Origin of the sequence: Vibrio palustris, from assembly GCF_024346995.1 — a bacterium.
Classification (GTDB): Bacteria; Pseudomonadota; Gammaproteobacteria; order Enterobacterales; family Vibrionaceae; genus Vibrio; species Vibrio palustris.
This window is the reverse complement of the sequence record NZ_AP024887.1, coordinates 1,063,403-1,087,216: the sequence shown is the minus strand read 5'-3', so window position 1 is coordinate 1,087,216 and position 23,814 is coordinate 1,063,403. Positions and strand designations below refer to the sequence as shown.

The following is a 23,814-nucleotide window of genomic DNA, read 5'->3' as shown; positions in this document are numbered from 1 at the left end:
GATGATGCCTAACTAAGCACGATCGCGCTTGTATCGTGTGAGGTTATCTTATCTTTTATGACAAAAGTAGCGCATCGTCAGTGACATTTTCACCGCGGACTTTTGAGAACATGTCTAATAACTCAGCCACCCCCATCGCTGCACGTTTTTCCCCTTCGACATCCAAGACAATATTACCTTGATGCAGCATCACCGTGCGATGACCACAATCGAGAGCATCACGCATTGAGTGAGTCACCATCATTACAGTCAGGTTAAATTCTGCCACTATCCGTTTGGTTAACTCGTTAATAAAAGCCGCCATTCGCGGGTCGAGCGCCGCGGTATGCTCATCAAGTAATAACAATTGACTTTCGGCTAGCGTTGCCATCACCAAGCTCACTGCCTGACGTTGACCTCCTGATAATAAGCCAATGCTGTCTCCTAAGCGATCTTCCAACCCTAACCCTAAAATACTGATCCGATCTTGAAAAAGTTTGCGTCGTTTACCACCCAAGGCTCGAGTCCAACCACGCGTTTTACCACGTTGGTAAGCCAGTGCCATATTCTCTTCAATTGTCAACGAGCTGCATGTACCAGCGAGCGGGTCTTGAAAGACACGCGCACACAAATTCGCTCTTTGATGCACCGCCTGACGCGTTACATCAGTATCACCAATCATCACTTGTCCTCGGCTAATAGCGGTTTCCCCGGTAACGGCACCTAACAAAGTTGACTTCCCCGCCCCATTAGAACCAATAACGGTTAAAAACTGCCCCTCTTTTACCGTCAGATTTACGCCGCGTAACGCCTGGTTCTCCAAGACTGTCCCCGGGTTAAACGTCACGTGAATATCATTGAGTTGAATCATAACGGCTCTCCTGATGACGGTTTGGTTTGTGGTTTAGACGGATGATTTACATGCGTTGTCGGCGACGATACTTTCATACCCGTTGCGCGTTGACCGGGGCGCTTCATTTTCGGCAATATGAGTGCTAGCGCAACTAATACCGCAGTCACCAAGTTTAAATCCGAGGCCTCTAAACCGAACATACCAGAGCTCAGCGCAAACGCTACCGCTAAACGATAGAGTATCGAGCCCACCACGACTGCTAAAATCGTCACCCAGATTTTCTTACCCGGAATAATGGTTTGCCCAAGAATCACCGCCGCGAGCCCAACGACAATCGTCCCCACGCCGGAAGTCACATCAGCAAAGCTGTTGGTCTGCGCAAACAGCGCTCCAGCAAACCCGACAAAGCCGTTAGAAATTGCCAGACAAAAATAAGTATAGAATCCTGTGCTCGCTCCTTGTGCGGCGACCATACGTGCATTCACGCCCGTGGCCCGCATCCCGAGGCCAAAATCGCTATTGAGTAAACGTACGACCAACCAAGCCGATAGTAACACCAACACTCCGACGATAAGCGGACGCATGTATAGCGCTTCTCCCCACGACTCAAAAGGCGTCAAAATGGTCTCTTGTCCTAACAGGGCAATATTCGGACGCCCCATAATGCGAATATTAATTGAAAATGCCGCGATCATGGTGAGAATCGATGCCAACAAGTTCAATATTCCGCAGCGTACCGTCAGAAAGGCCGTCACCCATCCCATCGCCGCGCTTACCACAATCGCCATACCTGTCGCTACCCAAGGATTGATCCCCCCCATGATCGCTGTCGCAGCGACTGCCGCTCCCATGGGAAAGGTGCCGTCGACACTTAAATCAGGAAAATCCAACACGCGAAAGGTTAAATAAACGCCGAGAGCCACTAATCCATAGATAAGCCCAATTTCCAGCGCACCAAAAAATGCAAAAGCAGACATATTCGTTCCTCATTCCTGCTTTAAATCGCCCATACACTAGGCTGATTTATACTTATTCCACCTTGGTCGCGCGTGCTAAAACCGCAGCCGGTATGGTAAAACCCAATTTTTTTGCCACGGTTTGATTGAGGATCAAATCCGAGCCGGTGGCAACCTTAACATCCAGATCTCCTGCCGATTTGCCTTGCAAAATCGCGGCGACATAATCGGCCGTTTGCTGGCCTATTTGGTAGTAGTCAAACCCTAAACTGGCAATAGCACCGCGCTCTACATACGATGTGGCCGCGCCAAAAACCGGCGTTTTCGCTTGATTAGCGGCCACCACCATCCCTTCAATTGAGCTAGCAACGGTGTTATCAATCAAGGCATATATGATGTCAGATTTTCCAGCTATCGCTCGCGTAGCGGATTGAACATCAGCACTTTTTAATGCTGTGGCTTCCACCACTTTGATACCGGCTTTAGCCGCAGATACTTTCAACAACTGCATCAAACTGACTGAGTTAGCTTCACCTGGGTTATACACCACACCGATGGATGTTACGTTTGGCATCATTTCTTGAATTAATGCGACATGTTGTGCAACTGGGGATAAATCGGATAAGCCGGTGATATTGGCACCTGGATGGTTCAATGTTTTGACAAGCTTAGCGCCAACAGGATCAGTAACAGCCGTAAAGACAATCGGTATGCTACGTGTCATCGCCGCTAATGCTTGCGCTGTAGGAGTGGCAATGCCAACCAATACATCAGGCTTTTCACCGACAAATTGGCGGGCAATCTGCACCGCTATTGCCGGATTGCCTTGAGCGGTTTTATATTCGAAATTGAGGTTTTTGCCCTGCTCGTAACCCTGGGCTTTCAAACCATCGAGTAATCCGTTGCGCGTTGCATCGAGGGCGGGATGTTCAACGATTTGTGACACGGCAACAGTGACAGTCTTTGCCATGATGATGGGGGAAACCGCTAACGATATGCCAGCTAATATAGCCGCACTTATCCATTGACGTGCTTGCATAATTCTCTCCTTGAATTAAAGCCTATCTTTCGTTTTAACCAAATTGTGGGTCGCATCCACTGCGATACTTAATTATTAACCGCATCCGGACAGAAAAGAAAGTCACCAACACGAAAACAGAGAGAAATGTGTAAAGCAGTCAAAAAAACCCAATAAAAACCTCTGCGCGCCGAAACGCCAGAGGTTATAGGATATCGATTATTTTTAACGCAAGGTATTTTAAGACACTAAAACCAACGCTCAAATACGGAATCATCAAGTTGACGAAACGCACGGTTTAATACTTGCGCCAGTTCTTTATAACGCGGTTTAGATTTCGCGGGCTCCAAAGCAAACCCGGAATCGAGAATCTTTTGATGAATTTCTCGATACCATGTTGCCAAACTCGGCGGTAAATCAGTATTCGCTCGCTGACCTAGCCACCAAATCCCTTGAATAGGCAAACTCATCGCAAATAGAGCAACGATAATTGCCTGTGGCATCGCCGCTTGGTTATGAAAGACCATTTGTGTAAGCACACTGATTGCAGCTACAGCAGGCATCACTTTTACCGCAAATTTCGTCGCTTTAATGATACGCTGCTCGGGAAACATTGGATTGAGTTCTTTACGGACTGGCCACGCGTCCATATATTTCTGGCCATCTTTCAAACAATACATGATGCCAACTCGGTTATTCATACGCATTTCCCACTCTTCTGGCCGCTATTTCCTAAAAAATAGTTGAATGATTCAACAAACGACATAAAAAATTGACCAAAGCTAATAACGTTTCAAATAAATTTTTGTTATATTAGCGCACTGTCACTATCCTTTGCGGACTCGTATGCTTCATAGAACTTCATCATACTCATAGTATGGCAGTGTAGAAGCAGATTAGCACGGAACTTGGTGACATTTTTAAGCCTTTGTCACTTATCGAGGACAAGGACTGATTTATTGACCAAGACTAGTACGAATCTTTGTGGATTTCTATCGGTTTTGGAAAAATTTTGCCCCTAATTAATGTATAGGTAGTTACTCATGTCTAAGCTAGTTTTAGTTTTAAACTGTGGTAGTTCGTCGCTTAAGTTTGCGATCGTTGACGCTGCGAATGGCGAAGAGCATCTCACAGGTCTTGCCGAGTGCTTGCACCTTTCTGATGCTCGTATCAAGTGGAAACTTGATGGTAAGCACGAAGCGCAACTAGGTGATGGTGCCGCGCACGATGAAGCATTAAACTTTATCGAAGAAACTATTCTTGCTTCTAAGCCAGAATTGGCAGAACAGCTAAAAGCTGTTGGTCACCGCGTTGTTCACGGTGGAGAGAAGTTCACTAAGTCAGCATTGATCGATGATAGTGTCATTGCTGGTATTGAAGACAGTGCAACATTTGCACCACTTCACAACCCTGCTCATATCATTGGCATTAAAGCGGCGAAAAAAGCATTCCCAGAACTTAAAAATGTTGCCGTATTTGATACCGCGTTCCACCAAACAATGCCAGAAGAAGCGTACCTATACGCTCTGCCATACAGCCTATACAAAGATCATGCGATTCGTCGTTACGGCATGCACGGTACCTCTCACCTATTTATTGCTCGTGAAGCAGCAGAACGTCTTAACAAGCCAGCTGATGAATTGAATATCATTAACTGTCACTTAGGTAACGGTGCTTCTGTTTGTGCGATTAAAAACGGCAAATCAGTAGATACTTCAATGGGCCTAACCCCATTAGAAGGTCTAGTCATGGGTACACGTTGTGGTGATATCGATCCTGCGATCATTTTCCACCTGCATGACGCTCTAGGTTACTCTGTGGCTGACATTAACAAAATGTTGACTAAAGAATCAGGTCTACAAGGTCTAACCGAAATTTCTTCTGATTGTCGTTTCGTTGAAGATAACTATGGTCAAAAAGAAGAAGCAACACGTGCGATGGACGTGTTCTGTCACCGCCTAGCAAAATATGTTGCCGGTTACACTGCAACATTAGATGGTCGTCTCGATGCCATCGTCTTCACTGGCGGTATCGGTGAAAACTCAGCACCTATCCGTGAGATGGTACTTAACCGTTTAGCGATTCTAGGTATTGATCTTGATGGTCAAGCCAACCTTAAGGCTCGCTTTGGCGGCGAAGGTGTGATCACTAAAGAATCAAGCCGTGTTCCTGCAATGGTTATCTCAACTAACGAAGAGCTTGTCATTGCTGAAGATACCGCCCGTCTGGCCGGTATCTAAAGACTCTACTGGCTAACATTATGTTAGCCAGTGTTTTATTGGGGCTTAACTCCTATTCCCAAGGAATAAGAAGTTAGGCTTTACTCATTCAATCTAATCATGAGTTAGATTGTATCGACAGCTAGAGGTATTGAATCAATGTCCCGCACTATTATGCTAATCCCTATTAGCTCAGGCGTCGGCCTTACCAGCATCAGCATGGGTACACTGCGTGCCGCTGAGCGTAAAGGCGTGAGCGTTTCGTTCTACAAGCCAATTTCTCAACCTCGTCAAGGTGGCGATGGGCCAGATCTGACCTCCACTATCGTCGGTCAAGATATCAAAACCGCCGAACCTATCGCGATGTCGGTTGCTGAAAACTGGCTAGGTAATGAACAATCAGATGTACTGCTGGAAACAATTGTTGAACGTTATAATCAAGTGAACACCACTGATGTCACTTTGATTGAAGGTTTAGTTCCGACGCGTAAGCATCCATTTGCTAACCAAGTGAACGCGGACATCGCGGCAACACTCGGTGCAGAAATTGTCTTCGTCGCAAGTCCTGGTTTGGATAATCCATCGCAATTAAAAGAGCGCATTGAAGTGGCGTGTTCTCACTTTGGTGGGACCAAAAACAAGAACATCAAAGGCGTTATCATCAACAAGCTGAACGCGCCTGTCGATGAAGCAGGTCGTACTCGCCCAGATCTTTCTGAAATGTTTGACGGTAGTGACGCCGCTAAGCAAGCGAACCTAGAGGTGATGGAAATTTTCAACACCAGTCCAATCCGTGTATTGGGGTGTGTACCTTGGAATCTTGACTTAATCGCAACACGCGCTGTCGATATGGCCAAGCATCTAAACGCTGAAGTGATCAATAAAGGCGAAATTCAATCTCGTCGTATTAAAAGCATCACATTCTGTGCTCGTTCAATTCCCAACATGATTGAACACTTCAAACCCGGCTCACTGCTTGTGACATCAGCCGATCGTCCTGACGTTATTGTTGCTGCGGCTCTAGCAGCGATGAACGGCGTCGAGATCGGTGCCATTCTTCTGACTGGCGGTTACGACATGCCAGCCGAGATTGTCGATCTTTGTAAGCCTGCATTTGACTCTGGCCTACCGGTTTTCAAAGCGCAAGGCAACACATGGCAAACTTCGCTTAACTTGCAAAGTTTCAGCCTCGAAGTTCCTGCCGATGATAAAGAACGTGCAGAGCACGTTAGCGATCACGTTGCCGGTCATATCGATGGCCCATGGATTGATTCGCTTGCCGAAGGAACACAAGGCATTCGTCGCCTAAGTCCACCAGCATTCCGTTACCAGTTAACAGAATTTGCTCGTAAAGCAGGCAAACGTATTGTATTACCGGAAGGTGATGAACCGCGTACTGTTAAAGCCGCAGCGCTGTGTGCTGAACGTGGTATTGCAAACTGTGTACTGCTTGGTAACCCTGAAGAAATCAAGCGCGTTGCCGCTCAGCAAGGCGTACAGCTAGGCGCTGGTGTTGATATCATCGACGCAAATGCAGTACGTGAAAATTACGTGGCACGTTTAGTGGAATTGCGCTCGAAAAAAGGCATGACCGAAGTTGTCGCGCGTGAAAAACTAGAAGACTCAGTTTTCCTAGGCACGATGATGCTCGAAGCAGGCGAAGTTGATGGCCTTGTCTCTGGTGCGGTTCATACCACAGCCAACACCATTGTACCGCCATTCCAAATCATCAAAACGGCACCAAACGCGTCTATCGTTTCCTCAATCTTCTTCATGCTTTTGCCTGATCAAGTATTGGTATACGGTGACTGTGCGATCAACCCAGATCCGACCGCTGAACAGCTAGCAGAAATTGCTATTCAATCGGCTGATTCTGCAACCGCATTTGGTATTGACCCACGTGTTGCAATGATCTCTTACTCTACCGGCACATCTGGTAAAGGTGCTGATGTCGATAAAGTACGTGAAGCAACTGAATTGGCTAAAGAGAAACGTCCTGATCTAGTCATTGACGGTCCTCTCCAGTACGACGCGGCTATCATGGAAAACGTGGCGGCATCAAAAGCGCCAAATTCTCCCGTTGCCGGTAAAGCGACCGTCTTCGTATTCCCAGATCTCAACACGGGTAATACCACATACAAAGCGGTACAACGTTCTGCCGATCTTGTTTCGATTGGTCCAATGTTGCAAGGTATGCGTAAACCAGTGAATGACTTGTCTCGCGGCGCCTTAGTTGACGATATCGTTTACACTATCGCTCTTACCGCCATTCAGGCGACTCAGCAGCAATAGTATTCGCTTAGTATCTGACACAAAAAGCCCTCTTTCGAGGGCTTTTTTTTATCCGTATTGATAACCAATCATTCGCTTGTAAGCGATGCCAAAAACAAGACCCATTTAGTGAATGCTGTTGAGACTAGCGACCGTATTCGAGACATTTTCTGCACCGCGATAAATGTCTTCCATCACTTGTGAGACTTGCGTTATTTTATCTCGACCTTGCTCCGCAGTATCACACACATTTTCCATGGTATCCGTGACGTCTTTAAGCTGCGCTCGATTTTTATTCACTACCTCTTCGATTTGTGATGTTGAGCCACTCGTACGAGAAGCCAATTGTCTGACTTCATCTGCCACAACCGCAAAACCACGACCATACTCACCTGCTCGTGCTGCTTCTATGGCCGCATTTAACGCCAATAAATTCGTTTGATCAGCAATACCACGGATAGTTGCCACCATCGCTTCAATATTCGTCGAGCTTTCATTCAATACGTTCACTTTACCCATGGTATTTTCGACTTGGGTTGAAATATTCTGCGAGATCACCACTGCATCACTGAGTAGTGTTGAACCATCTTGAGCCACTTTCGCCGTTTCACGTGAGGTATTGTAAGCCACTTCAGAGGCGCGCGCTGTCGCCAGATTTTTTTCTACGCTGATACTAATGTCACTCGCAAACTTCACCACTTTTACGACTTTACCACTCATATCAAAAATCGGGTTATACGTCGCCTCAATCCAAACATCTTGCCCAGTTTTACTCTTACGTAAAAACTGACCAGATTGAAACTTTCCTTGGGCAAGCGATTCCCAGAAATTAGGATTTTCAGCATAGAAATTACCATCACAAAATATGCGATGATGCTTACCAATCACCTCTCTTGCGTTATAACCTAATGTTGTTAAGAAATTTTCGTTGGCATCTATGATGTTTCCCTGCGTATCAAACTCAATACATGACATCGAACGATCTAATGCATTTAACACCGATTCTTTTTGTTGTTGTTCATTGAATAGTATCGAAATATCTGTCGCGAGTTTACCGACCGCAACCACCTCTGACTTATCATTGATGATAGGGAAATACGTGGCATCTAAAATGACTTTGCTGCCATCTTTCGCTATGCGTGTAAAAATATCTTTTTGTGGCTCACCCGCCCGCAAACGATTCCAAAACTCTTGATAATTTGGAGACTTAACTTCACTGGTTAAACAGAACAACTGATGATGCTGATGAAGCACTTCCTCACGTTGATATCCCAGAATATTCAGAAACAAGTCATTAACGTCTTTGACAGAACCATCCAGCTCAAACTCTATCCATGCAACATAGCTTTTCAACGACGAATAAATGTAGTCAGAGTAAACCTCTGCTTGAGGATTTTTCTTTTGAGTACGCTTAAAAAACATAGACCACCTATCAGATATTCAACAGATACCCGAAAACCGAATCATGTATCTGTCATTAAAAATAGCCACATAAAAATACGTGACTACCGAGGGGAATGCGCATACTCCATGTTTGTTCGCGAAACCGCTGGGATCTTTTGGGTAAAAATCCCAGCTTATGAACCACTTAGCGTTACGCCATGCACAAGCATTATTATTATGGCACAGTTCACGTCAAGCGTCTTTATGTATTGACAACATATTAATTATTAGGTTTTTACTCTAAATGTCGATAGCGTGATATCGACACACGGCCACCTTTTAGCGCTTAACCTGCTCAGCGCGCTGGTGTGGCGTTTCTAAATCCAATTGTGGCCCTTTCGGAACAACTTGCGTTGGATTAATCATCGTATGGCTAAAGTAATAATGACGTTTAATATGATAAAAGTCCGTCGTCTTCGCTACGTTGCTATATTGATATAATTCTTTGGTGTATTCACGTAAGTTGTCGTAATCATGAATACGACGTTTATTACATTTAAAGTGACCAAAGTACACGGCATCAAAACGAATTAATGTCGTAAATAACCGCCAATCGGCTTCTGTTATTTGTTCACCGACTAAATAACGATGAGTTGATAAGTGCTTTTCAAGTTTATCGAGCGCAGCAAATAAATCGTCATAGGCATCTTCATAGGCTTCTTGTGTTGTCGCGAAACCACAGCGATAGACACCATTATTGACATTCGGATAAATAAACGCATTCCATTCATCTATCTGATCTCGTAAGTGCTCGGGATAAAAATCGTCATCATTACCGGTAATATCATTAAATGCGGTATTCAACATGCGAATAATTTCAGCAGATTCATTGCTAACAATGGTTTCAGTTTGCTTATCCCATAAGACTGGTACCGTGACTCGCCCCGAGTAATCAGGTTTTGTTTTGGTGTAAAGTTGATGCAACTTAGTCAGACCATATAATGGTTCTGGAATCCCAAACTCCCAACCATGCTGTAACATATCTGGACACACGACCGTTACGCCGATATGTTCGCTAAGACCTTTGAGCTCTCGCATCACAAGCGCACGGTGAGCCCACGGACACGCTAACGAGACGTATAAATGATAACGCCCAGATTCAGCGGGAAACTGTGCGTTCGCTTCATTACTAATGTGATGGCGAAAGCCTGCATCTTCGCGTTGGAAGCGACCCTTGCTCTTTTTCGTGTCATACCATTGGTCGTGCCAAACACCTTCAATTAGTTTACCCATATGTGCCTCATGCTGTGTTTATCAAATGTAATGTTCACTAGTATAAAGCAGTAATTAATAGGCTTAACCGTTACAAATTGGCTTAGTCATTCAAAAATTTCGAATATAAAAAAAGCGTGTCTCCAAAGAGCCACGCTTAATATCATTCACCAAACTAGTTTAGGCTTCAACATGCAAGCAAGAGACGCTATGCGTATCGCTACCTTTGATAGTAGGTTTAGTTTGCGCACATTCTGCTGTCGCAATTGGGCAACGAGTACGGAATACACAACCTGATGGTGGATTGATCGGCGATGGCAAATCCCCTTCCAACATATCTATCTTTTTCGCACGTTCTAATTCCGGATCCGGGATCGGCACGGCTGACATTAGCGCTTTTGTATATGGGTGTAGTGGATTGCTAAATAGCTTCTCCGAGGTGCCTAATTCAACGGCATGACCCAAATACATCACCATAACGCGATCGGAAATATGCTTAACCACCGATAAGTCGTGGGCAATAAACACTAAGCTCAAGCCAAGCTCTTTTTGAATCTCTTTGAGCAAGTTTACAACTTGCGCTTGAATCGACACATCCAGTGCCGATACAGGCTCATCACAGATGATCATTTTCGGACGAAGAATCAGAGCGCGAGCAATACCAATACGCTGACATTGACCGCCAGAAAATTCGTGAGGGTAACGGTTAATCACGTTCGGTAACAAACCAACGCGATCCATCATCTGTTTAACGCGTTGCTTCACTTCCTCTTTTGAAAGCTCTGGATAGAATGTCTTCAATGGTTCAGCAATGATATCACCAACCGTCATACGAGGGTTGAGAGACGCCAACGGATCTTGGAAGATCATTTGAATGTCTTTGCGAGTGTTACGGCGCTGCGCATCTTTCATGCGCGTCAAATCTTGACCGAGCCATACAACTTCACCTTCTGTCGCTTCCACTAAGCCAATGATCGCACGGGCAAACGTTGATTTACCACAACCGGATTCACCCACAACTCCTAAGGTTTCCCCTTCGTATAGGCGTGCATTTACGCCATCTACGGCTTTAAGTTGCGATGGTTTGCTCCAAGGCCAAGCGGATTTTGCTGCAATACTAAAGTGAACCTTTAAGTCTTTAATATCTAGAATGACTTTTTGATCGCTCATTGGTTCCACGTCTCCATATCAGAAAAACACGCACGCTGACGGCCATCACCAAATGACGTTAAAATCGGTGCTTCACGCTTACAACGGTCCATTACACGGTGGCAACGGTCTTGGTAAGGACAGCCTTGAGGCAGACTGAGTAAATTAGGTGGATTACCTGGAATCGTTGGTAATATTTCACCTTCCGTATCAAGACGAGGAATCGCTTTAAGCAGCCCTTCTGTATATGGGTGTGCTGGCTGATAATAGATTTCATCAACTTTGCCATATTCCATCGTACGGCCTGCGTACATCACCAATACTTTATCACAAGAGCCAGCAACCACACCCAAGTCATGGGTAATCATGATGATGGCAGTATTGAACTCGCTTTTTAGCTCATTCAATAAGTCCATAATCTGTGCTTGTACCGTCACATCTAATGCGGTTGTCGGTTCATCGGCAATCAATAGTTTTGGATTACATAACAGCGCCATCGCAATCATGACACGCTGACGCATACCGCCTGAAAATTCATGCGGATACATGTGAATACGCTTACGCGCTTCCGGTATTTTTACCGCTTCTAACATGCGTACTGATTCTTCAAACGCGGCTTGCTTACTCATGCCTTTATGGATCATGAGTACTTCCATAAGCTGCGCACTCACCTTCATGTAAGGGTTGAGTGAGGTCATAGGATCTTGGAAAATCATCGAAATTTGCTGTGAGCGAATGTTATTAATTTTCGCTTCAGGCAAGTTCAGAATTTCTTGACCTTCAAATTGGGCGCTGCCCGAAATAATACCGTTTTTGGCCAGTAGGCCCATTAGTGCAAAGACAGTTTGAGATTTACCTGATCCTGACTCACCGACGATACCTAATGTCTCTCCACGCTCCAGCGAGAAGTTCAAATCGTTAACTGCGGTAACATTACCATCTTGAGTGGTAAATTCGACACGCAGATCTTGTACGTTTAATAAACTCATTATCGTTTCCTTAATCGTTGCTTGTGTCGTTATCTGTCTTTTGGATCGAGCGCATCACGCAGACCGTCACCGACATAATTAAAGCAGAACAGCGTGGCTACCATGAAAATAGCAGGGAAAATCAATTGCCAAATAGCAACTTCCATTGTCCCAGCCCCTTCTTGTAGCAAAGCTCCCCAGCTAGTCATTGGTTCTTGCACACCAAGACCAAGGAACGATAAGAATGACTCGGTTAGAATCATACTTGGGATCAGTAGCGTTGAATAGACTGCCACGATACCGAGTACGTTAGGTACAATATGGCGAGTGATGATTTTCCACTTACTGACACCACATACATGAGCGGCCTCAATGAACTCTTTACTACGCAAGCTTAGAGTTTGACCACGGACAATACGCGCCATGTCCAGCCATGCTATTGCACCGATAGCAACGAAAATAAGGTAAATTTCACGCCCAAAAAAGGTGACCAATACAATCACAAGAAACATGAAAGGAATGGAGTTTAATACTTCTAAAAGACGCATCATTAGACGGTCAACTCGGCCACCAATAAAGCCGGATGCCGCGCCATACAATGTTCCGATGGTTACCGCAACGGATGCGCCAAGAATGCCGACCATTAATGAAATTCGGCCACCGACTAAGGTACGCACAAACAAATCACGTCCTAACGCATCGGTACCAAATAAATGCGCCATTGAAGGTGCGGCGTGCATTGCATACCAGTCAGTATCATCGAAGGTATATTCAGATACCATCGGAATGAAAATAACCGATAACGTAATCAAGACAAGAATGCATAGGCTGACCATCGCCGCCTTGTTGCGCATAAAACGCGTACGCGCATCCTGCCATAAACTGCGACCTTCGATTTCTAAATTCTCAGAGAATTTTTCGATCGCGTCCAAGTTTTCTTTTTTAGTTAACATAGCTCTCGACTCTCTTAGTAACGAATTTTCGGATCAATGTACGCCAGTAATATATCGACGATGGCATTAAATAGAATGAAGAGGAAACCAATCAAGATGGTCACACCCATTACTAACGAGTAGTCTCGGTTAAATGCCGCATTAACGAACAGTTTACCAATACCCGGTAGGCCGAAAATGGTTTCAACAACCACAGAGCCTGTGATGATCCCAACGAAAGCTGGCCCCATGTAAGAGACAACAGGCAGCATGGCAGGACGCAGCGCATGCTTAATAACGATATAACCGTAATTTAAGCCTTTTGAACGTGCGGTACGAATGAAGTTACTGTTAAGCGTTTCGATCATAGAGCCACGTGTCACACGAGCAAATGTCGCAATGTACATCATTGACATTGCTAAAACAGGCAGAGCCAGGTATTTCAATTGACCGCCGAACCAGCCGCCCGCGGGGAACCAGTCTAAATTAATTGAGAACACATAGATCAAAATGGGGGCTAATACAAACGAAGGCAGCACTACGCCTATCATGGCAAGTGACATAATCGAGTAGTCTATCCATGTGTTTTGTCTCAAGGCCGCAATCGTGCCGATGCCGACACCAAAGATAACCGTAAAGATAAATGCAACAAAACCGACTTTAGCAGAAACAGGTAATGCACTGCTCATCAGCTCATTCACTGAATAGTTTTTGTATTTAAAGGAAGGACCAAAGTCTCCCTTAGTAATAATATTGCCCAAGTAGGTAAAGTATTGCTCAGATACTGGCTTATCTAAACCATATTTGGCATTAATATTCGCCATTACCTGTGGTGGCAGTGCACGTTCGGTAGAGAACGGGTTACCCGGGGCGAAGCGCATTAGAAAAAAGGAAATCGTGATCAGCACCAACATGGTTGGAATCGCTTCCAAAATCCTTTTGATAATGAATTTAAGCATAAACTCACTCTTACAGTCTGTAACATTAAAAAATAGAAAAGACCTGCATGCCAAAACGCATGCAGAGTCGTATCGTAGTAGCGCTAACGAACTATTATTTTGCTTTGATGTACATATCTTTTGAGTACAAGTTATCGCCAGCGTTGTGCATTGGGTAACCACCTACTTGAGTAGAAACCAAACGAGTTTTCACGTACTGATAGATAGGCGCAACCGGCATATCGCGAGCAAGAATTTTCTCTGCTTTAGCGTATAGCTTAGTGCGCTCAGCTTCAGACGTTGATTTCATCGCTTTCGCCATCACGCCATCGTACTCTTTGCTATTGTAACCTTGATCGTTTGATGCGTTATTCGATTGCATCAAAGATAGGAAGGTAGATGCTTCGTTATAATCACCATTCCAACCGGCACGAGTCACATCATAGTTACCGTCACGACGTGTATCTAGGAAGGTTTTCCACTCTTGGTTTTCAAGCTCAACCGTGACACCTAACTCTTTTTTCCACATTGACTGAATCGCAGTAGCAATTTTCTTGTGGTTTTCGTTGGTGTTATAAAGCAGAGTGAATTTAAGTGGATGTGACTTATCATAACCTGCTTCTTTCAGTAGCTCTTTGGCTTTTGCGACGCGCTCTTTTTGCGTCCATTTTGCGTAAGCAGGCATCGTTGGATGGAATCCAGCAGTAATTTCAGGCGTCAATGTGTAAGCCGGTTTTTGGCCTTGGCCTAAAATCGCTTTCGCAATAATGTCGCGGTTGATTGCATAAGACAATGCGCGGCGAACACGAACGTCGTTAAATGGCTTACGCTTATTATTGAAACCGTAGAAATACGTTGCTAGGTTACCGACCGTTTTGAGCTCTTTAGGATGCTGTTTTTTCAAACGACGGTACTGTTCTAGTGGCACATCATCAGTAAAGTCAAGCTCACCAGACAAGAAGCGGTTCATTTCAGCATTCTGGTTTTCAATTGGTAGGTACGTCACTTTATTGAGTACCGTATGTGCATTGTCCCAGTATTCTTTGTTACGAACCATCACCATACGTTCATTGATAATCCATTTATCAAGTTTAAACGCGCCGTTACCCACAAAGTGCTCAGGCTTGGTCCAATCGTTACCCCATTTTTCCACGACTTTCTTGTTAACAGGCATCATAGTGGTATGTGCCATCATTTTAACAAAGTATGGAACTGGCGTATCTAGCTGAACTTGCAAGGTGTAATCATCGAGTGCTTTAACACCGAGTGTCGACTTATCTTTTTTACCAGCAATGATCGCCGCTGCATTTTGCATCGTCGTCATTTCTAGGTACCAAGAGTATGGAGAAGCCGTTGCAGGATCGACAGCACGTTTCCATGAATAGACAAAGTCTTGAGCTGTAACCGGGTCACCGTTCGACCATTTCGCATCGTGGCGCAGGTGGAAGATAAACGTTTTGTTATCTTTAGTTTCCCAAGTTTTTGCAACACCCGGGATAATTTTACCGTAGTCATCTTCGTTTACTAGACCTTCGTAAAGATCGCGAGCAACTGCAGAGCCAGGTGTACCTTCGATTTTTGCTGGATCGATAGTGGCCACTTCAGAACCGTTACCACGAACGAGTTCTTGTGTTTTCGCCAATTTAGTACCATCTGGAACATGAGCGGCAAAAGAAGAGAAAGAAGATGTGGCCATTGCTAGGCCAGCACTCAAGATTAGGGCTTGAGTAATTTTATTTTTATACATGCATAAACTCCAAGTTTTTATTCTGCATCCATGACTTCCCCGTAAAGTTTGTTGAACGGCAAATGTAAAAGGCTGAATTTACAGATCATCAACACTTTTACCCTTACGGAGAGGGGCACACATTATCAATCATTGATGGGATTTGCTATATAAAAATGGTTTGTTACATAAACGACATTTTCATAAGTTACACTATTAATTATGTAACTATTTGAATCACCGAGAAGTGTTCAAGCTAATCACCGAAGCAAGACAAACAATGTGTCGCGTTATTAAATCAAGTACATCATATACCGTTTAATAAATCGGCAAGGAATTTATCACTTGGGTTTGAATACGTCTAATAGATTGTAAAATTTTTTGCTAATAACATCATTTTTTTGTCAATTCCGTACAGCATTCACGCAAAGTGCCTAAAAATAACACGAACAATTAGACTCATTTTTCGCTAACAGGGCTGTAGAAGGGCTAAACATAACTTCCTATTCAAACTTAATGCATAAAAATTGTATAAAAAGCTGAAAAAGATTGTTCCAAGAATGTTAAAGCAAGGTTAAATGAGCTGACACTATTAGTCATATGCTTAAGTGCTTTACCTACACGCATTACCCTGCTTAATTTGATGTGAGCTTGTTCAAAGGTTTATCGCTTACTGCCGATTATTACTGTTATTAACGATATAATCGCTAACAATGGGAACGTGACCAAAGCACGATAATAACGGCGTTTTCGCACGTTTGCAGCCATACAAAAATGAGGAGCACAAAATGAACCGAGTCTGGGTAACGGGTGATGCCGTTGTTGACCTAATTCCTGATGATGCGCAGCGCTATTTAAAATGCCCCGGAGGCGCGCCCGCAAATGTCGCCGTTGGCGTGGCTCGTTTAGGTGGCAATACTGCATTTTTCGGACGTATCGGCCAAGACCCTTTTGGCGATTTTCTACGTACGACATTGCTACAAGAACAAGTCAATTGTGAGTATCTCATCTCTGACAGCATTCACCGCACTTCAACGGTAGTCGTCGATTTAGCGGACGACGGTGAACGCAGCTTTACTTTTATGGTGAAACCTAGCGCCGACCAATTCATGACCGCGGATGATATTCCCACATTTGCTGCCAACCAATGGTTACATGTGTGCTCTATTGCACTTGCTAATGAGCCAAGCCGCACCGCGACATTACAATCAATGCATGCAATGAAACAAGCAAATGGGTACATAAGCTTTGACCCTAATTTACGTGAAGAAGTCTGGGAAAAACCAGACGAGCTCATCCCTACTGTCATGAAGGCCGTCGCTATAGCCGACGTCGTCAAGTTTTCTGAAGAAGAACTCACTTTCTTAACCGAAACGGATAGTCTCGAGCAAGGCCTAAACGCACTCAAGCACTATCACATTCCTGTCGTGATTGTCACTCAAGGCGCTAAAGGCGCTTTAGTTGTTCATCAACAGCAACACTATATGATTTCAGGTACTGCTATCTCCCCTGTCGATACGACGGGAGCTGGTGATGCTTTCGTTGGTGGATTATTAAGTGGACTCTCCAGTTATGATGATTGGAACACAATAGACGTGATTAAAGAAGCGGTAGGCATCGCCAATACCTGTGGCGCCCTCGCAACAACAGCAAAAGGGGCAATGACCGCCTTGCCCAATCAACAGCAACTAGCAACCTATCTCAGATAAATAGCATTATTGATTGATCAAGAGAATTCAACACGCTTCTCTTGATCAATACTTCCCTTCACAAATTCAGCTTTCTATTTCAATAGAAACGTCAATTTATGAATCACTTCACAAAGCTCAATCGATAACGTGATTGAAGTACAACTTTTAATGATTTTTAGGGAACGTTCCCTATTGGTTAGCGTATAGTCCTATCCACACAAAGCACGCTAATCGCCCTTAAAGCGCATAAATAGCGTCAATTATTCTCTCTAACTAGAGAGGCTTACCGACATTGTTGCATATTTAATTGGGAACGTTTGCAGACAACCCAATAATAATTCAGCCCTATCGGAGTTTTAATAATGAAAATAAAAGCACTGACTTTCGCCATCGCCGCACTACTTCCTGTATCTTCAGCGTGGGCAGCCCCTACAATGGCCGATCTTGAGCAACGTATTAACGATCTTCAGGCACGCCTAGAACACAATGAACAAGCACAACAAGAGCAAGCCAAGCAAGTGGCGCAAGAACAAGAACAAGCAGACAATAACCCATTATTTGAATTTAAAGGATATGCTCGCTCAGGTTTGCTGGTTAACGAAGATCACCAAGGCGCCACAGGAACTGGCCCTTACATGACCGCAGCGGGAGCAATAGGCGCTCCGGTCGGCCGTTTAGGTCTAGAAGATACTAATTACTTAGAAGCTAACTTTATTCATAATCGCCAGTTAGATAACGGCGCGAACGCACGCTTTCACTTGATGCTGGCAGACGGTGTCGAAACGAGTAATGATTGGACGGCTGAAGAAAGCGACTTAAATGTTCGCCAAGTGTATTCTGAGCTAACTGGACTGCCGACTTTTAGTGGTGCGTTTGCTAATGCGACCGTTTGGGCTGGGAAACGTTTTGACCGTGACAATTTTGATATTCACTTTATGGATTCGGACGTTGTCTTCTTAGCGGGTACAGGTGCGGGTGTTTACGATGTGCAACTTAGCGATGATTGGAAAGCCAACTTCTCAATCTATGGCCGTGATTTTGGCTCGGTTGAAAGCGCTGGAACGGATATTGAAAACTACATCGCGACCATGAATAACCATATTGGCCAATGGCAGGTGATGTTTAGCGCCATGGATTCAAAAGACAATGACCGCGTAACCGCCAAAGCACCAGCATCAAAACGCGCCAACCATGGTCTGCATGCGTTATTCGCTTATCACGCCAATAGCTTTTATGGCATTAACCCTGGCATGTCAAAAACGGGGATGTTAATCGGATCTGGCTTAGGTGCTGAACTGAAATCGATTGGTTCCGATGGTAACTTAAACGATGATGCTAAAGCGGTACGCCTGTTCTCATTTGGTACGACAGATATCAATGAGACATGGAGCATTGCGCCTGCCTTTATGGCGGAATACAGCAAAGATCGAATTCTCAATCATGATAAATACAAATGGGCAACGGCGAACGTTCGCCTCTCACAAGCGTTCACAGAAAACTTTGAGATGGTCTATGAAGGTTCATACCAATACATGGATCTCGACAACTCTCAAACCTCAGCAACAGGTAGCTATTACAAAGCGACCATAGCACCAACCTTAAAACTCTCTACCGCGGCTGGCTTCTTTGACCGTCCTGAACTGCGCTTCGCAGTTAGCTACGTGGATTGGAGCAGTGATTTAGATAACTACGCGATTAGCACACAAACCGACCCCAAACCGGCTACCATGGGTAACGGTGGTGAAACTCTATTCGCACTGCAAATGGAAACGTGGTTCTAAATCAAAATAGTATCGATACACAAGCTAACCCGGAGCAATCCGGGTTTTTTTATCCCTACTCTTACCTGCGTGTTTTGACATGACAGACGTAGCGCACTCACATCATATTTCATGGCGCTTTTTCTGATATCAATCCACGCCGATTGGCCTGCGCTCTTTCCCATACACAAGCAATAAAAAACGCAGCCAAAGCTGCGTTTTTTATTCAATTGTTATGGGCTACCCGCTAAAAGGCGCACTCGCCGCGCGCAAAGGATATAGCGTTGCTTGTGCCTTACCGCCCAGTAAGTGAATATTTGTGGCATCACTTGGGACAAATGCTCGCGTTGTCATCACTTTATCTCCACGATTAATAAAGATTTCTAGCGATGAGTGGTCAACAAAAATGACTAATGCGATGCGCGCAGAATCTAAAACTAACTCGCGAATTACGTCACCTTGACGAATTTGAGTGTGTTGACGGTCAAGACGCAGCACGCCTCGCTCACGATCAGCGATGATACTAACATAGTGCTCTGACCCCGCCATTAAACGCAACTCTTGCCCCCACTCTAGTTCGAGGTGCAACTCGTACGAGGCGCTCTGCGCATCTACACATTGAGCACTAAGTACCAGCTGGTGAGGCGCTTGACGCAACTGTTGGAGCTCTTGCGCTGGATATTGCTTAAGCTGCCCATCTTGCCAATGAATTTCTCGCAACGTAGTGAGTTGATGTAGCCATTGTTGATCGCAGCTTGGGTGTTGAACTTCATCAGGTAACCCCATCCAACCAATCATCACACGACGTCCATCGGGCGTTTGCGTCGTTTGCGGCGCATAGAAATCAAACCCTGCGTCCAATTGCCAGCCTTCATGTAATGTTGGATGATTAGTGTCATCAAGTGACATACGGTAAATACGATTTTGATGTCCAATGGTATGGTGGGGGTTATCATCTTTAATCCCTTGCGGACCAAAGACGAAAAAGCGCTGCTCGTTCAGGATAAACGTATCGGGACATTCCCACATATAGCCTTGCGCGATTTCCTCACCGTATAAACCATCAAACTGCCAATCAGTTAAATTCGTAGAACGGTATACCGCTAAACGGCCGGTCAGCTCAGTAGTTTGTGCTCCCAGCAACATGACCCATTCGCCATTCGCAAAGAACACTTTAGGATCGCGGATGTGTTCAGTTACCCCTGCTGGCAAGTGACGAATCACAGGGCCACACTTTTTGAAGGAACGACCATCCTGCGAATACGCTAAACATTGGGTGGTCTGACGGTGGCGCTGCTCACCAATACGTACATTGCCAGTATAAAATAAATATAAACCATCATCTTGTGACACCGCATGGCCAGAAAAGGCACCATGGCTATCAAACCAATCCGATGGGGTTAACGCCAATGATTGGTAATTCCAATTGACTAAATCTGTACTCGTTAAATGCACCCAATATTTATCTTTATGCTCACACGCATAAGGGTACCACTGATAAAACAAGTGATATTCACCTTGGTGATAAATAAAACCGTTCGGGTCATTCAATAACCCTTGAGGTGGCGAAATATGCCACTGGGGGCGATAAGGTGAGTACGTTGGAGTTTGATATGGCTGCGCACGACTACGCTGCTGCTTCGCCAGTTTTTCCCCAACCTGACGTAGTTCGTCATCACCGATATCACCACGAGACATGCTCAGCTGCCACTCTCCCAGTACCAACGTGCTCGTGACGCCATCGGGTAACGGGTGACAACATTCGTTATTGTGCACCGCAACAATCACAAACTCAGAGGGGGATAAAATACGTCGTACGTTATCGATGCCACCAGCTAATTCAATCAGTAAATCAAGAGACATAGTCTTACCTAATATTTCGGGAACGTTCTCAAAATATAAAACACCGAGTTTGATAGCAAGTTTTTATGATCAATCTTTGAGTTTCGATGAATTGTCTGTGAGTGAACGCTCATAATTGTCTCTCTACGCTAAGCGGCTCACTCACAGGTTTGCCGAGTAATACGCTCAAACGTAAGCACGACTTTACTCATTTCTTGACCTTGGCCTTCAATCCGCGATAACAACATTTTCGCGGCATTCTCACCTGCTTTCTCAAACAAATAACGGAAGGTTGAAAGACTCGGTGTACTCACATGACCTAGCTCATCGTTCCCCACACCCAGTACCTTCACGGTATCGCCCACTGCCACGCCCATTTCAAGTAGTCCTTTGATAGCCCCGACAGCTAACCGGTCAGTCGCGCAGAATAAGCCATCCATATTGGGATAAGCCGTCGCAATTTCCTTGGCCAAGCGATAGCCGGACTCTAACGAAAAATCCCCGCGCTCATGGAATTCGAGCCTTTGATTTTGCATATTTAGCGCTTGGCGCAAACCATCAGAACGTAATGTATCCACGGCGATATCATCACTCTGTACACCAATGAAACCAATATGTTTGCAGCCTGCCTGCACTAACCGATTACCCGCTTCAAATCCCACACGCACATCATCATGCACCACACTTGGAATGTCATACATGGAACCATCTTGTCCCACCAAGACCACCGGGACTGCCGATCCTTGAATGGCTTGCACCAAATGCTTATCTAAGTGGGTCGCGTAAAAGATGATGCCTTCTACCCGCTTTTGATTAAAAATTTGGATGTAATCCAATTCTTTTTGATGCAATTGATGGGTATTGGCGAGTAATACGTGTTTTCCAGCATCTTCAATGATTTGTGTTAAACCATCCACACCCTGAGCCGTAGCATGTGAAGAAACACGCGGCACTATGACCCCCACCAAGTTGGTACGCTGTGATTTCAAATCTTTGGCAACCTGATTAACCACATAGTCACACGCTTGAACCGCCTCTAACACTTTGGCTTTGGTTGAAGGCTTCACGCCATACTCGTTATTCATCACACGAGACACGGTGGATTTAGACACGCCAGCAATGCGGGCTACATCATGTAAACTTGTCATTAATATTCCTTATTGTTGCCTCAAATGCTGTTAATACAGCAAATCATACATGATTCGTAAAGAGAACGTGATTTTACCCTTGTTTTATTCACAATAGTGACACTGTATATCGATCTCTTTCACATAATTCAGAAGATCGTTTTGACCATAAGTCTGTCATGAAGAAGAATAGCGCTTGCAAACGTTCCCAAAAATTATAATCACAATGAAATCCGTACCAATTAATAACATGAACTGGGGTGTGTTATGAACTATCCTGCCATAGCGAAACAACTTCTAGAACAACTTGGAGGTAAAGATAACCTCGAAGCATTAGCGCACTGTGCAACACGTCTACGACTTGCACTAAAAGATGACACTATTATTGATGAAGCTGCCGTTGAGAACATCGAAGGTGTGAAAGGCCAATTTAAAGTAGCGGGTCAATATCAAATTATTTTTGGTTCTGGAACGGTAAACAAAGTTCATGCAGAATTGGCCAAACTGACTGGTATGTCAGAAATGTCGACCAAAGATGTTGCCTCCGCTGGCGCGCAAAAACAAAATATTGCACAACGCGCGGTAAAAGGACTAGCCGACATTTTTATGCCGATCATCCCGGCTATCGTTGCCGGCGGTTTGTTGATGGGGATTTACAACGTCTTCACCGCAAAAGGTTTGTTCATTGATAACGCCTCGATTATCGATATTTATCCAGGGCTCGCTGACTTAGCGAATATGCTCAATACGTTCGCGAATGCGCCGTTTGTTTTCTTACCAGTATTGCTCGCATTCTCAGCGTCGAAAAAGTTTGGTGGTAACCCTTTCTTGGGGGCAGCCCTTGGCATGCTAATGGTTCACCCAGATTTGTTAAGTGGCTGGGGATTCGGCAGTGCCGCGGTGCACGGAAACATTCCGACTTGGAACATCATGGGTTTTGAAATCCAAAAAGTCGGTTATCAAGGTTCAGTACTCCCTGTTCTCGTCAGTTGTTTTATTCTCGCAAAAGTTGAAAATACGTTACGTCGTTTTGTGCCATCAATGCTCGATAACCTCGTCACTCCGCTGTTTTCGATTTTGTTTACCGGCTTCATTACCTTCACCTTAGTCGGTCCTATTACGCGTGATGCTGGTTTCTTACTTGGTGATGGCCTCACTTGGATGTACGACCACGCTGGCTTTGTAGGGGGTGGTATCATGGGCTTCTTATACGCACCGTTTGTTATTACCGGTATGCATAACAGCTTTATTGCAGTAGAAACTCAATTACTTGCCGATGTCGCCAAAACAGGTGGCACATTTATCTTCCCTATCGCCGCGATGTCTAACGTTGCGCAAGGTGCTGCAGCGCTAGCCGTTGCATTCACGACTAAAGATAAAAAAATGAAAGGTATCGCGCTACCTTCAGGCGTAACCGCCTTATTAGGGATTACCGAGCCGGCAATGTTTGGGGTGAACTTGAAACTGCGTTATCCATTCTTTGCAGCCATCATCGGTGCAGCGGTTGCCAGTGCGTTTATCACACTTTACAAAGTTAAAGCCCTCGCACTCGGTACGGCTGGTATTCCAGGTATTATTTCTATTGTCCCGGATAAAATCAGCTATTACGTCATTGGAATGATCATTGCGATTACCATTTCCTTTATCGCAACGGTGTTACTGGGTATGCGCCAATCTATTAAAGTATCGAAGAAAGCAACCGCTTAACGAGTTGCTCCATGCCTCCCGCT

General features: G+C 44.8%; 17 protein-coding genes and 2 pseudogenes. 5 read left to right on the top strand and 14 right to left on the bottom strand.

Annotated elements, in window-relative coordinates; all coding sequences use genetic code 11:
• Positions 1-55 precede the first annotated feature (55 nt).
• The 4 genes from OCU30_RS05275 to yfbV form a co-directional block, all read right to left on the bottom strand.
• Positions 56-850, bottom strand: a complete 795-nt coding sequence (locus OCU30_RS05275; protein ID WP_077313336.1) for an ABC transporter ATP-binding protein — start codon at positions 848-850, stop codon at positions 56-58.
• On the bottom strand, positions 847-1,809 hold the full coding sequence (locus OCU30_RS05270) for an ABC transporter permease (RefSeq protein ID WP_077313338.1): 963 nt from the start codon (positions 1,807-1,809) through the stop codon (positions 847-849). The genes OCU30_RS05275 and OCU30_RS05270 overlap by 4 nt, the downstream gene beginning before the upstream one ends.
• A 52-nt stretch (positions 1,810-1,861) precedes the next feature.
• Positions 1,862-2,758: an ABC transporter substrate-binding protein gene (locus tag OCU30_RS05265; RefSeq protein WP_420856679.1), complete on the bottom strand. Its 897-nt coding sequence runs from the start codon at positions 2,756-2,758 to the stop codon at positions 1,862-1,864.
• A 296-nt stretch (positions 2,759-3,054) separates the two neighbouring features.
• Entirely contained in the window at positions 3,055-3,507 is a 453-nt protein-coding gene (gene yfbV, locus OCU30_RS05260) for a terminus macrodomain insulation protein YfbV (RefSeq protein WP_077313702.1), read from the bottom strand.
• 342 nt (positions 3,508-3,849) lie between these two features.
• Here yfbV and OCU30_RS05255 point away from each other — a divergent pair, with 342 nt between their 5' ends.
• Both OCU30_RS05255 and pta read left to right on the top strand, forming a co-directional pair.
• Positions 3,850-5,046, top strand: a complete 1,197-nt coding sequence (locus tag OCU30_RS05255) for an acetate kinase (RefSeq protein WP_077313342.1) — start codon at positions 3,850-3,852, stop codon at positions 5,044-5,046.
• Between the two features lie 138 nt (positions 5,047-5,184).
• Complete coding sequence (gene pta, locus OCU30_RS05250) at positions 5,185-7,317, top strand: phosphate acetyltransferase (RefSeq protein ID WP_077313344.1); 2,133 nt, start codon at positions 5,185-5,187, stop codon at positions 7,315-7,317.
• A gap of 105 nt (positions 7,318-7,422) precedes the next feature.
• Here the strand turns inward: pta and OCU30_RS17350 are convergent.
• The 8 genes and pseudogenes from OCU30_RS17350 to OCU30_RS05215 all read right to left on the bottom strand — a co-directional run.
• Positions 7,423-7,788 (bottom strand): annotated as a pseudogene (locus OCU30_RS17350) (methyl-accepting chemotaxis protein); the annotation flags it as partial.
• Between the two features lie 189 nt (positions 7,789-7,977).
• A pseudogene (locus OCU30_RS17345) lies at positions 7,978-8,718 on the bottom strand (PAS domain-containing protein); the annotation flags it as partial.
• A 300-nt stretch (positions 8,719-9,018) separates the two neighbouring features.
• Positions 9,019-9,972, bottom strand: coding sequence for a glutathione S-transferase family protein (locus tag OCU30_RS05240; RefSeq protein WP_077313348.1), 954 nt, complete (start codon positions 9,970-9,972; stop codon positions 9,019-9,021).
• Positions 9,973-10,131: 159 nt separating this feature from the next.
• Positions 10,132-11,121, bottom strand: coding sequence for a murein tripeptide/oligopeptide ABC transporter ATP binding protein OppF (gene oppF, locus OCU30_RS05235; RefSeq protein WP_077313350.1), 990 nt, complete (start codon positions 11,119-11,121; stop codon positions 10,132-10,134).
• Positions 11,118-12,089, bottom strand: coding sequence for an ABC transporter ATP-binding protein (gene oppD, locus OCU30_RS05230; RefSeq protein ID WP_235861829.1), 972 nt, complete (start codon positions 12,087-12,089; stop codon positions 11,118-11,120). Before oppD ends, oppF begins: the two co-directional genes overlap by 4 nt.
• 29 nt (positions 12,090-12,118) lie before the next feature.
• Complete coding sequence (gene oppC / locus OCU30_RS05225) at positions 12,119-13,021, bottom strand: oligopeptide ABC transporter permease OppC (RefSeq protein ID WP_077313355.1); 903 nt, start codon at positions 13,019-13,021, stop codon at positions 12,119-12,121.
• A gap of 14 nt (positions 13,022-13,035) precedes the next feature.
• Positions 13,036-13,959, bottom strand: a complete 924-nt coding sequence (gene oppB / locus OCU30_RS05220; RefSeq protein WP_077313357.1) for an oligopeptide ABC transporter permease OppB — start codon at positions 13,957-13,959, stop codon at positions 13,036-13,038.
• Between the two features lie 94 nt (positions 13,960-14,053).
• Complete coding sequence (locus OCU30_RS05215) at positions 14,054-15,685, bottom strand: peptide ABC transporter substrate-binding protein (RefSeq protein WP_077313359.1); 1,632 nt, start codon at positions 15,683-15,685, stop codon at positions 14,054-14,056.
• Positions 15,686-16,452: 767 nt separating this feature from the next.
• On the opposite strand from OCU30_RS05215, the gene OCU30_RS05210 reads away from it, so the two are divergent.
• Positions 16,453-17,373, top strand: coding sequence for an aminoimidazole riboside kinase (locus OCU30_RS05210; protein ID WP_077313361.1), 921 nt, complete (start codon positions 16,453-16,455; stop codon positions 17,371-17,373).
• Positions 17,374-17,717: 344 nt separating this feature from the next.
• Positions 17,718-19,136 (top strand): carbohydrate porin, encoded by a 1,419-nt coding sequence (locus tag OCU30_RS05205; protein ID WP_077313363.1) that lies wholly within the window; start codon positions 17,718-17,720, stop codon positions 19,134-19,136.
• Between the two features lie 219 nt (positions 19,137-19,355).
• On the opposite strand, the gene OCU30_RS05200 is transcribed toward OCU30_RS05205, so the two are convergent.
• Together OCU30_RS05200 and OCU30_RS05195 are read right to left on the bottom strand one after the other, a co-directional pair.
• Positions 19,356-20,978, bottom strand: a complete 1,623-nt coding sequence (locus OCU30_RS05200; RefSeq protein WP_077313365.1) for a glycoside hydrolase family 32 protein — start codon at positions 20,976-20,978, stop codon at positions 19,356-19,358.
• A 137-nt stretch (positions 20,979-21,115) separates the two neighbouring features.
• Positions 21,116-22,105: a LacI family DNA-binding transcriptional regulator gene (locus OCU30_RS05195; RefSeq protein ID WP_077313367.1), complete on the bottom strand. Its 990-nt coding sequence runs from the start codon at positions 22,103-22,105 to the stop codon at positions 21,116-21,118.
• 246 nt (positions 22,106-22,351) lie between these two features.
• On the opposite strand from OCU30_RS05195, the gene OCU30_RS05190 reads away from it, so the two are divergent.
• On the top strand, positions 22,352-23,791 hold the full coding sequence (locus tag OCU30_RS05190; RefSeq protein ID WP_077313368.1) for a sucrose-specific PTS transporter subunit IIBC: 1,440 nt from the start codon (positions 22,352-22,354) through the stop codon (positions 23,789-23,791).
• Positions 23,792-23,814: the final 23 nt, after the last annotated feature.